Genomic DNA, 11,968 nt, shown 5'->3' with positions numbered 1-11,968 from the left:
GCTTTCAGCTTCTAAAGTAAAAGTAGTCTTTTCAAATGAATATACTTCCTCTTCAAAAGTTTCTCCAGTATCAGAAGGCGGTTTAATCACAGAGCCGCTTTCCAAAGCAAGCAGACGTTCATGAATATCTTTTATAGTTGCAGCAGGAGCTTCATTAGCTTGTCCGCCTTTTATTTTTTCTATATTTGATATTATTTGATTAATATCTTCTGCATACACAGTTTCTTCGCTCTGCCTTGCAGATACTTCTTTATATTCGTTAGGTTTACTTAAAGCCATATAAAACTCCTATTATTGTTATCACTCCAGCCTCGCAGTAATCAGCTATTAAATAAATTTAACAGCTGCTCGGCTGTCGTTTATATAAAACATAGATGTTTTTATACAGCTGCTGCACGGAGGTAAAAGCAGCTGTATACATATTATTTATTTTTTATATAAGTAATAATTCGTTCCTACTTGTATGTTGTACCAGAGCTGCCATTCGCCAATCTTTATAATACTTTCTTGGTATCTTCTCATTAAATCTTGCCGATTTGTTACTGACTTGATGATGAATATTTTTGGAGGTGTAGAAAGTGGCGTTTTTACATATTTTATTTTTGTACTGCATGAAATGAATATCAGAGTGGAAAAAACGAGCACAGACAGTTTTTTTAACTGTCTGTGATTTTTGCGAGTTTTTGAAGCATTTTTGATAAAAAATACTATTAAAATACTTATAAAAATTATTAGATATATTATTAAATGTTTCATGTTCTTTCCTTGTTAGCAATTCTTTATCTATATTTTTAATCATTAAACTAGAATTACTAAAGCTATTTTGAAACTTTTCATTTTCATGCATAAATTGTATTTCATTTTGAAGCGTTTGATTATTAAGCTCCAAGCCCTTAATATCTTCTTGATACCGTGCAATCTCTTTTTCTTTTTTATGTATTTCACTGTCTTTAGCAGCTATTAATACTATAAGAATAGAAACTATTAAAACCATTATGACTGCTATAATGATTTTTTTGTTTATTTTGGCTAACAAGCCTGTTATTATTGGAATCATATATACTCCTTTTATTATAATTTTTTAATCTTTTTTATTTAGTAAAATAAAGAATAGCTTTTATTATTGCTATGCTCAAAAAAGCCTATAAGTAAATCGATAATAAATTATCGATTTGGCTTTTTTTCGCTTTTTTCTTATTTAGTAAAATAAAGAACAGCCCCTATTATAGTACCCATTGCTGCGATAAATCCAGCTATACCCACAACCGCTTTTTGAAACTTCGCAAGCGTTTCTACAGTTATTGCATTTTTAGAAGCCTCTTTTAATTCTTTTATACTTTCTTTAATAAGCTCTCTTTCCTCTTTTGTATCCTCTATTATCTTGACTCTTTCTTTTACGCCGTCAGCAATTAGATTTTCAAGCTTCTCAAGGCGATGATCTATTTTAATAAAGTCTGTTGTGAGATTATTAATATAGTTTTCAAATCCGTCCATTTTATCTTTAAGCTCGTCTATTTTGTGAATAAGACCGTTTCCGTTTCTGCTGCCGTCTTCATTTAAGCCTATATTATGGTTAAGCCTGATAACCTGCTTTTCTAAAGCCTCAAGCTTCTCTTCTAAATCGCACACTTTCTTTTCAAGCATGCTTGTTTTGCTTTCTCTAGCCGCCATACCATATTCCTTAATATTTGCCTGCTTTTTATTCAAGTATTTTTAATATTTTATTGTAACGCTCTTGCCTGTCTTCAAGTCCGTTGTATCCGCCGTTTATAAGTTTGGTTACTCCTTTCACATCGCCTTGACGGGCAAGCAAACCGCAGCCTTTCTCCTGCCAAAATAACAAGGCAATCTCTACAGCATTATTAGGCTCTTTGGCAAGGTCTGGATTATTAACTAAGTCAGCATTTATTTTTTTGCCGTAGTTTATATAATTATTTTTTCCAGTAAGCTGTATTATTCCACGTCCTCTGTATTTATAGCCTTCATATTGGTCATTGCCCAAACGTCCTCCATAAACAAAATTGCCTATAGCCTCAGCTCCCTGAATGCATAACTCTTTAGCTTTTTCTAAACTTCCTACTCTTTTTTTGAATACATCAAAAAGCCTTTGAGGAGTGTATCTGAAGCTCTCTTCAAGTCTTTTATAATTATTGCTTTCATGCGTAGTTTGTGCCAAGAACATGGCTATCTCTTTTTTGTCTTTTATGTTATATTTATTTAGTGTATTGTTTAATGGGGTAAGCCATTTTGTATTTATATTCAATTTTTCTATAGTTTCTTTATTTATCATTTTGGCTTGCCTCCTTATCTTTTCCCTGAGAGACGTTTCCGTGCAGCTCATATACTTTTATATATTCGCTGCTGCTTTTTTCTTTTGCTATTTGAAGCGTTACTTCTCTTTGCTTTAATATCTTAATCTCTGTTTCCATATTAACTATGCAGTCGCTGTATTGATATGCTGTATTTTCATGCATTGATATGTTATATCCGTTATGAACTATTTTACCTTGATGTGCTTTTAATATATTAAGAACATCATCTTTCATAGCCTCAATATTTTCTTCATTCTTTTTTTTATCATTTTTCAGTTTGATATATTTTTCTATCAATGAACTTTCTTTTTTATTTAATTCTGTAATACTTTCTTTTGCCATATTTTAATCCTTATATATTTCTTATAATATATAATTAAAATATCGCTTTTTATTTTATTCTATAATACGCTCTATAACACAAACTAAACCTTTTTTGATAGTCTTTTTTATATGTTTCAGTTTAGCAGATATATTTGCCTGATTAGTTCCTAATTGTTTAGCTATTTCCTTTTGACTTAAGCCCTCATTATAAAGCTCTAATACCTGTCTTTGCTCTTTAGAAAGTAAAGCTACTATCACTCTTCTGATTTTTTTATGTTCGTACTCAGAACAGCCGTAAATATATATAGTTTGAGATAAGCAGTCATTATATTTTCTATTCATATTTTTATTTGTACTTTCTGCATAGAAATTATTGTTTTTCAAACTGTTCATTAATTTAGCTTCCATGTCTTTACATAATGCTGTGCATTCTTTTTTCTTTGTGCATTTATCGCAAGTCATTAACACCCCCCTAAAACTATAATTGTCTTAATTTTATAACATTGTCAAATATATTAAGTTTAAGTATCTCGCACTTACAAGGCTTTATGTAGTAAGTGCCGTTTTCTCTCTTGTATTCAAACTCTACTATATCAAATAACTTTAGAAAATCTAAAGTTTCATAATACTCAAATGTATAATACTCTTTTAATAAATACCTGCTTCTCATTATTTCATTAGATAAGCTCACTGCATCTTCTTTTCTTTTTAATAAAGTTTCAAACTCCTCATTGGCATTTATTCTATGTCTTTTTTTAGCTTCCTCTTCAAAATCAATATTTTTATATGTAGACTTTAATAAATCATATTTAATACTGCAGCTTGATAAATATTCATCACTTTCTACTGTTTTATCAACTCTTCCCATGCAATATTGTTTGATTTTATATTTTGCTTCATTGCTGCGAAACCTTGTACTAATAAAATCTATTTTATTATCATATATTTCTAATCTTCCTTGTTCTAAAAAGGAAAGTTCTCCTATCAAATCAAGTGTAGTCTTTTTATTATCATTATCAAGCAAAACAGCGATTTCCCTTGAACGTTCTTCTTCTATCTGCCAATTTTCTATATTATAATTTTCTTTAATGTATGCTATGTTCTCATAATCTTCTAAAACCTCTCTGATGAGAGTTAAAGATTTATAAGGCGGTATATCTATTTCTGCATATATTTCTATAAGTTCATCACTCATATTGGTACTTGAATCAGACATACCTGCACATATACTTTTTACTTGTTTTTCACCTCTAAAAATTAACTGACCTTTTTCTTTATCTAATGTCCATACCCTTTGAGTTCCTTTGCCGTCTTTATAATCTCTAAACTCATTTATAAATTGTTCTAAATCACCTGTTATAGTTTTTCCGCCTATCACTAATTGACTGTCGCTTTGTGCCTTTTCAATAAAAAATATATGAGGCTTTAATTTATTATTATCAAGCGGATCATTTCTATTAACAATATTTTCTATAGCATGCCTTGAAGTGTCGCATATTTCAAAAACTACTTCAGGAATCAAATCAGGATTTAATATATCAGGTGTATAATATTTTATAGGCTTTAATTTTACTGTAATTCCATGTCCTGCCGCAAAGGTTCTGCAAGTATCAACAATATCTTCTCCATTTTGTACATTCTCTGGGAAGTTTTTTAAATCTGGATATTCTTGTTCACTAAAAACATTTTTAGGAAGCTCAGTAGAAAAAGAAGCTCTTATATCTGATGCTGTTATTGTTACAGTTTCTAAAAAAGCGTACTCAGGTTTTTGAATAAAACCAGAGAATATAATATTAGAATTATCAAAATCACTTCCATCGAATATTTGTCTTACCAAAAATCTATTGCCGTATAAATTAGAAAAATCATCAAAAAGTCCGTCATCATTTCTTAAAGTAACAGACATTTCATTTGTTTGAATAGTATCAAATGCAAGCGAATCGCCTTCTATATCCGCTGTATCTATTTCTTCCACTCTAGGCTCTATATATATATTATTTAATTCAGTAATTAAATTATTATTACTATCAAGCCATTCACGTGTAGAAAATAATCTTTTAATATTTATAATAATATTCTTTTTGCTGTAAGGAGTTTCAAAGTTATTAAAATGCACAGCTATATAATTAATATTATCTTTTTTATATTGATAATAAGATTTATTTTGTTTATAAAGAGCCTCTAAAGAAAATACTTCTATATATCCTCTGTCATTATCAACACTTATAGAACCTATATTAAATAAATTATACAATTCATTTTCTTCTATATTAAATAATTCATTAAAATAAGAATCTCTGTATAATGAATATATTTCATTAATACTTGCAATCCATACACCTCCACAAGGTGTAAATATCAATCTAGTTCCAGGACTAGAAATATCAAGTTCTATAATATTAGCAAAACTCTTCATTACTATTGCTATGTTCGCCTCACACTATAGGAGCGAATAAGCAGGCTTATTCGCTTGTTCGGCTCACTTCCTCCTATATAACCTATTTCTGCATATATTTATTATTGTTACGCTCCCTACTTGGTCACTACCCATTTAATTTTATTTCTGCATATACTCTATAACTGCTGAACCATCTTCTCCTTTTTTTGAATCTTTAAAACCTGCTGAAACACCAGCGGCACCACCAGCACCTATTACAAGTTTTATTTTATTTGATGTACCTAGCATTCCTCTTGTAATATCTACTATAGCAGCACTTCCACTTCCTCCTCCTGCTGTACCTGTAAATGCTCCTGTTACCATTCCTCCATCGCCACCATTACCCCCAGTAGCTAAAGTTGTATTATTTAATTTTCCGCCTTTTGGTGTTTTATTTTTATTTGCTCTATTTAAAGCTTCTCCCTGAACACCTTGAATTAGTTTTCCGCTTCCTGTAGCTTTTCCAGCACTCCCACCTATTTCTCCTAAATTATCATCTATATTTCCTGATTTAGCACCGCCGCCAGCTCCACAGGTAGTTATTACTTTATCATTTATTAATATTTGTGAATTACTTCCTGCAGCACCTTCTGAAGCAAAAACACAACCTCCACCTCCGCCTGAAGTTATATGTACTGTAATACTATTAACATCTCCTGGAACATTAAACTCATGAGTGCCAACTCCAAAGTTTACTGTTTTTCTTTTCAATGTTTGTCCTTTTCTTTCTATATCATTAATATTCCAATATTTCTTTTCAACATATCCGCCTAAATTAGAGTCATATTTCATTGAGATTCTTAAATATTTTTCTGAACATCTTCCATTTGAATCTAAATTATAAAAACCTCTATTCTCATAATCGTAGGTAGGAAATCCATTGCCAACTGTTTCACTGTATCCGCCTGCTATTTCAGCTCTTAAATAATCATTGTCTTTATTATTAGAATCTCTCACTATAACAAGTTTTATAAATCTTAAATCTTGTTTAATTGCACCGCCGCTGCTAATATTATCAGTTAATTTTATAGTTTGATTTGTTTCAAATAATCTTCCTTCAAACTCACAAATGCTTCCTGCTAAAATATCAGGAAGTTCCCTGTCTGTATCACTCCAATGATTTAATTTTATACCATCAAAGGCAGTAGGAAGCATACGCATTTTTTGCATAATGATATTCTGCTGTCTATAGCTATCTAGTAAATCACTTGGATTTTCTGCTGGTTCTTTGATTACCCTAAACATTAATATACCTCATTATTGTTATATTCGCCTCGCCTTATCGGAGTGAATAAGTAAAACTTATTCACTGGCTCGGCTCATACTATTTAATTCTATTATTCAAGAATTAAACTAATAATATGATTTTTTTAATACACTTCATTATTATAATTGTCTAAATAATAGCCTTTATATCTATTTCTATCGTAATACATATAGTATGATACATATTTATATAGCTCTCCATTAACTTCTTTATAGAATCCGCCTAATTCTTCATTATAAAAACAATCAAGATTTGTAACCAATTCTGCAATTAAGTTTTTACCGTTATTAGACAGCTTCAATCTTATATATCTGTTGCCTTCTTCTTGGCTGTTATCTACAAGACTTATATCCTTTTTACTTTCATATATAGAATTACAAAATAAACAAATAGAACCTTTCATTAAAACAGGAGGTTCTATATCTAAAAAATGATTAAGTTTAATTCCTTCAAAAGCGGTATATAAAAATCTAGTTTTATTTAATAAAATATTTTGTTTTTTATATCCTTCCTCAATTGTAAGCGGTATGCATGAAGGTTCATATATTAACTCAAACATATTATTTAATTTCCCTAAATGTTAATTCTGTAGAATACTGATATAAGTCATTCTTTCCTTTCTTAAAATCTATTTTATCATTAGTACATACATAAAGTCCTGATTTCATATAGTATTTAATATTATTAAAATTAGCTTTAATATTTTTTTCTTTGCTTGCATATTTAGATCTGTTATATTTGCTTTTATTATACTTAGCATATTTTATTATTGTTTCTCCGTCAGAAGGTATATTTTCTTCTATCCACACTTGAAGTACAAAAGGTTCAAAATTATTCTCATTAAAAAAGTTAATGATTTTTTCTCTATCAGCATTTGTTAAATATGGAAAAGATACTTTCCAAGTATCATAACTTTTAAAAGGCAGTTTCCTATAAAAATAATGTCCTGTCAAAGAAAAATATTGATTATGAGTATAATTAACAGTATGCGTTTTTTGTTTGTCATGCGGAGGAAAATCTACTCCTTCACCTATTATTAAATATCCGCATTCAAGTATATTACCATCTTTATTTTCTTTGATAAAAGTTATTTTGACTTTTATAAACTCTGCAGCAGCTATATTATGAATAGCCTGTTTATTTATTATATTAATATTATATGTAAGCAAATCATTATTAGTATTTGTTATTTCTAATTTTATTTTTTGAGCATTTGTATTAAATACTGCTATTTCATTTATAATGCCGTTTCCTGATAGTGTTAAAATTCCTTCGCTTTCACTTTCAAACTTACCGACTTCAAGAGTTTGATAATTAAACATATTAGAAATAGGGAAAAAATCATCTTCACTAGAAGAAGTATATTCAAAATTATTAAAAATATTATCCCATAATAGCCTCATAATATTCCCCTTTGGCTTACAACTTTAACACCTCTTTTGCTTAAATTAAGCATAGTGCTTGCAACTATCTTGCCGTCAAGCATTAAATAAACAGGCTGATTAAAACTTGTTTCTGACTGTGTATTTACTTCATATATTGCATCATTATTTTTAGCAGCTTCAAAAATCTGATTTCCTAATTTCTGAAGTATCCTGTCTTCAAGAGGTATAACCGCTTCATCGCTTGCACCCTCTCCGATTACAGCATTAATTCCGCCTTGTCTTCTTTCTACAAGTCCGCCTTTTGCTAAGTATTTAGGCTCTTGAGGCTTAGCCTGACTTAATGCTGCTAGATTAACAGCCCCGCCTGCTACTATACCTGCAAGCACCGCATAAGCTGCCAAAGATGCAGGAAAAGGAACTGCCATAGCTGAGGCTATAGCACTTACTGCCGCCTGTGCTATAGAAGCTGTTGCCTGTACTAAAGACATTTTCCAGCTTTCTGTCTGTGCTTGATATTCAAGCCTCATTTTCTCATTGTTATAATTTTTTTCTATTTCTGCCTGCTTAGCTTTAGCTTCTTCTTCTATTTGTATTTTGGCCAGCTCTTTTTGTTTCTCTTCAAGTTCAGCTTTTATTCTCTCCTGTTCATAAAGTCCTAGAGCAACTTTCTGCCTATTTTGTAACTGCTTTATTTCTTTTAATAAACTCTGTTTTTGAGAGTTCTCCATTATTCCTATAGCTTCAAGTTTTGCTTTCTTTTCTTCTTCTATCGCTTCTAATGCTGCCTCTTTACGCTCCTCATTTTTCTCTATTTCATATTCTATAGACTGTATCTTCATTTCCTGAACTGTGCTGTAAAAGTCAGACATACTGCCTATTAAATCATTAATCATTTGAGACCAATTATTGTAGAAGTAAACTGAAGCGTTCTCGCCGTCGGCCTCCTTCCACAAGCCGCCGAACTTTTCCTTAAGTATATCTACTTGCTCGCCCGTTAGTTTTATCTCGCTTGCTATATTCTCTATTCCGCTTCTTACTATTTCACTTTTCTGTCCCTGCTGTTCAGCTTCACTTACTTTATCGCCGAACTCCTCAGCAACTGCCACACCTCTTTCATAAGCGGATATACTATTTTCTATTTCTTTTACTAATTCAGAAAATCTGTCAGTTGTTATTCCTTCTAATGCATAGCCGTAATTATCACTTAAATATTTTATTTGATTAGTATTCAAGTTTAATGCTGTACTCATTTCTGTGAGTATAGCACCTACTTTGTCTTTTTTAGCTTCTAAAGCCTCAGCATCACTTATTTCAGCTCCCATATTACGAAGGTTGCTTACTCTTCTGTTTTCCTCCGCCTCCGCTTTCTTTAACTCCGCCAAATAATCTTCATAGCTTTTTGAGTTTTCTTTTAACGCATTACCTTTGCCCTTAATTGCGTTTATACTTTTTTGATTAGCCGCCGCTTCCTTGCCCTCCAAATCTATATTGTCTCTGGTAAGCGACTGCCTTAAATGCATCATTTGATTTAAGTCGTTTCTCTGCGTTATAAGTTTGGATAATTCGACTTGTACTTCTTGTAATTTTTTAGCCTCCGAACTTGAGTTTACCGCTTCATTTAAATCATCTTCGCTAAAATAATTGCCGGATATATCTCGTCTATAATTTGCAACTGCGGTATCGTATATTTTTCTTTTCTCTTCCAATTTATCGATTTGAGCCTGCAAGGCTTCATATTGTGTTTGCTCCTCCGCCGTTCTATACTCTTCAAGCTTCATCGCAGCCGAATCTATATATGTAATTCCATCTAGAACTACTGTTTTTAGATTTGGATATAGTCTAGTAAGTTTATCAGTTACTTGGCTTAATCTTTCAGTAGCTGCTGCATCTAACTCTTTTGCACTAGCTAGTTTTTGATACTCTTCAAATAAACCTACATCTTTAAAAGCATTATCATTTAATTCTTTTGTGCTGTTAGCCAATTGGTTTGAAGTCTCTATTAATGCTTTATATTCCTGATTTAATTTATATGCTTTTACTGCTAAAGCACCAAGTCCTACTGTCAAAGCTGTAATAATACCGACAGGACTTGCAATCATTACTGTATTTAATGCTTTCCATGCTGTACTTAATGCCTGAATACTGCCTGCCGATGTCTTTAATACATTTACAGCATTCTTAAAATCCGATATAGTTTTCTTAGCTTCTTTTAATCCTCCTGCAAGCCCTACTATACCTTTTAATGCAGGACCGAAACCTGCTATCAACCCTACAGTACCCGCACTCACCGCCTGCATAGGTGCTGGCAGATTATTAAAAGCTCCTATTAATGCACCTATAGTATTTATTAATTTTTCCGCTGTCGGTATCAAGCTATCCTTAAAAAAAGGAAGCAGGCTCTCTTCAGCTACAGGTAAAAGATTGTTTCCAAGCTCTATAACCAAAGCCTCTGTTTCTGCTTTTATTCTTTCAAACTGTCTGGCAGGTCCGTCATCTATAGCTTTAAAAGCCTCATTAGTAGCACCTGCTGAGTTATTCATCTGATCTAAAGCATCTTTAAACTTATCTGCATTCTTTCCAGATAAAGCTAAACCAGCATTTGCTGCCTCAACACTGCTGAACATACTAGAAATATCTTTTCCGCTTTTATCAGCTTTTTCTGCAAGCATTTGAAGAGCTTCCTGTAAAGTTCCTCCTTGATCTATAAACTCTTTAAAGCTTTTTCCTGCTATTTCTCTAAATGCTATATCTGTAATACTTCCTTCTTTATTAAGTTCTACTAAAGCCTGACGAATCTGTGTTGTTGCAACAGAGGTAGGAGTACCTTGTGCAGTCATTACAGCAATAGCAGCTCCTATATCTTCAAACTGAACACCTAAAGCTGAAGCGGTAGGAATAACATTAAATAAAGATTGAGATAATTGAGTAAAGTCTGTTTTTCCTAGCTTCAGTGTTTGAAACATTATATCTGAAGCCTTATTTACACTTAAAACCTCTGTTCCATAGGCATTAGTAACAGAAGTAAGTCCGTCAACTGAAGTTTCTAATTCAGCAACACCTGCAATAGCAGCTTCGCCTGCAGTTTTTAAGAACTCAAATACATTTTCTCTAGGAACTCCTGCAGAAAGTGATTGATATAAAGCAGGTACTACTTCTTCAGGAACTTTTCCAAGTTCTTTAGAAAAAGCCAAAGTTTCCTGCTTTAAAGATTCAAAACCTTCATTGCTTAATTTAGGAAGAAGCGTAAGAACTTCACGCATTCCATTATCAAAATCAGTAGCTTTTTTAGTAGCTAATGCAAAAGCTGTTGTTCCTGCCGCTATTGGCACAGTTAAACTTTTAGCAGCTAAAGAACCGAACTTGTCAAAAGATTTTCCTATTTTATCAAAGCCTTTTTCTAAGTCGGTTGTTTTATCTTTAAGTTTTCCGAATGCCTCAATAGCTTGGGAAGCATCTGCATTAATATATACATTTAATTTACTCATTATTGCTAAACTCAAAAAAGCCTTTGAGAAAATCGATAATAAATTATCGATTTGGCTTTTTCTCGTTTTTTATTCCTTTTTTATTATTGCTAATTATTTACCGTAATAGTTTCTATTTCCCAAAGCCCTTGCTTTTCTCTTCTTATAGTTTTATTTCCCTGTTTTATTTCAGATGAAGAATTGTTTGATTTAGTTTTCTCTTCTACTTCTATAATATAAGGCAAATTTAAAGAAGCTGTATAATAAAGCAGAAGTCTTTGCAAACTCATCTCCATCATACAGTCTTCTGTCCACCCATAGCTATTAGCTAAATGTGCAAATAACTTTATTAATTCTATTTTTATTAGTTTTCTTTTTTTTTATCCTCATTAGGAGCGTCAATTCCTGCTTTATAAAAGCCGTCCATTATCATTCTGAATATTTTTATAAGCTGATCATAATTAAAATCTTCTAATATATCTTCTCGGCAGGTATTTTTATCCTGTCTTTGTATAAGAGGAATTACTATATCTTCTATCACAGTCTGTGAATCAAGAAAACCTTTCTCTGCTATAGACTGGCTATAATCACTTATTTTTAATGCCAAGCCCACAGGTATATCATTAACATTTATCTTGTATTTGCCAAGTTTGGCATAAACTGCTTTTTTATTACTAAACTCTTCTAAATCTACAATTTCTATATCTGCCATATTTCAGATCCTTATATATTTGCATTTATATTTACTTCTATATCTTTTACAATATCTTCACTGCCTG

Annotated in this window: 12 protein-coding genes and 1 pseudogene; all 13 read right to left on the bottom strand. The window is 31.5% G+C overall.

All coding sequences use genetic code 11. The features are described 5' to 3' along the window. Positions 1-279 (bottom strand): annotated as a pseudogene (locus F811_RS15390) (hypothetical protein); the annotation flags it as partial. 154 nt (positions 280-433) lie between these two features. Continuing rightward, positions 434-1,057: a hypothetical protein gene (locus tag F811_RS0101680; RefSeq protein ID WP_020003566.1), complete on the bottom strand. Its 624-nt coding sequence runs from the start codon at positions 1,055-1,057 to the stop codon at positions 434-436. 137 nt (positions 1,058-1,194) lie between these two features. After that, positions 1,195-1,671, bottom strand: a complete 477-nt coding sequence (locus tag F811_RS0101675; protein WP_156821978.1) for a hypothetical protein — start codon at positions 1,669-1,671, stop codon at positions 1,195-1,197. 28 nt (positions 1,672-1,699) lie between these two features. Beyond that, positions 1,700-2,290, bottom strand: a complete 591-nt coding sequence (locus F811_RS0101670) for a glycoside hydrolase family 19 protein (RefSeq protein WP_020003564.1) — start codon at positions 2,288-2,290, stop codon at positions 1,700-1,702. Beyond that, a complete protein-coding gene (locus F811_RS0101665; RefSeq protein WP_020003563.1) occupies positions 2,280-2,654 on the bottom strand; it encodes a hypothetical protein in 375 nt (124 codons plus the stop codon). Before F811_RS0101665 ends, F811_RS0101670 begins: the two co-directional genes overlap by 11 nt. 54 nt (positions 2,655-2,708) lie before the next feature. Continuing rightward, the gene (locus F811_RS0101660) at positions 2,709-3,098 is read right to left on the bottom strand and encodes a sigma factor-like helix-turn-helix DNA-binding protein (protein WP_020003562.1); all 390 of its coding nucleotides are present in this window, start codon (positions 3,096-3,098) and stop codon (positions 2,709-2,711) included. Between the two features lie 16 nt (positions 3,099-3,114). Continuing rightward, positions 3,115-5,052, bottom strand: a complete 1,938-nt coding sequence (locus F811_RS0101655) for a hypothetical protein (protein WP_020003561.1) — start codon at positions 5,050-5,052, stop codon at positions 3,115-3,117. Positions 5,053-5,193: 141 nt separating this feature from the next. Beyond that, the gene (locus F811_RS0101650) at positions 5,194-6,318 is read right to left on the bottom strand and encodes a hypothetical protein (protein WP_020003560.1); all 1,125 of its coding nucleotides are present in this window, start codon (positions 6,316-6,318) and stop codon (positions 5,194-5,196) included. A gap of 125 nt (positions 6,319-6,443) precedes the next feature. Beyond that, the gene (locus F811_RS0101645; RefSeq protein ID WP_020003559.1) at positions 6,444-6,899 is read right to left on the bottom strand and encodes a hypothetical protein; all 456 of its coding nucleotides are present in this window, start codon (positions 6,897-6,899) and stop codon (positions 6,444-6,446) included. 1 nt (position 6,900) lies between these two features. Beyond that, the gene (locus F811_RS0101640; protein WP_020003558.1) at positions 6,901-7,743 is read right to left on the bottom strand and encodes a hypothetical protein; all 843 of its coding nucleotides are present in this window, start codon (positions 7,741-7,743) and stop codon (positions 6,901-6,903) included. Continuing rightward, on the bottom strand, positions 7,740-11,210 hold the full coding sequence (locus tag F811_RS0101635; protein WP_020003557.1) for a phage tail tape measure protein: 3,471 nt from the start codon (positions 11,208-11,210) through the stop codon (positions 7,740-7,742). The genes F811_RS0101640 and F811_RS0101635 overlap by 4 nt, the downstream gene beginning before the upstream one ends. An 89-nt stretch (positions 11,211-11,299) precedes the next feature. Beyond that, positions 11,300-11,488, bottom strand: coding sequence for a hypothetical protein (locus tag F811_RS0101630; protein ID WP_020003556.1), 189 nt, complete (start codon positions 11,486-11,488; stop codon positions 11,300-11,302). 65 nt (positions 11,489-11,553) lie between these two features. Continuing rightward, entirely contained in the window at positions 11,554-11,901 is a 348-nt protein-coding gene (locus F811_RS0101625) for a hypothetical protein (RefSeq protein WP_013113819.1), read from the bottom strand. Positions 11,902-11,968: the final 67 nt, after the last annotated feature.

Source organism: Brachyspira innocens ATCC 29796 (assembly GCF_000384655.1).
GTDB classification, from domain to species: Bacteria; Spirochaetota; Brachyspiria; order Brachyspirales; family Brachyspiraceae; genus Brachyspira; species Brachyspira innocens.
The sequence above is the reverse complement of the archived record's forward strand: the minus strand, read 5'-3'. Positions and strand labels throughout refer to the sequence as shown.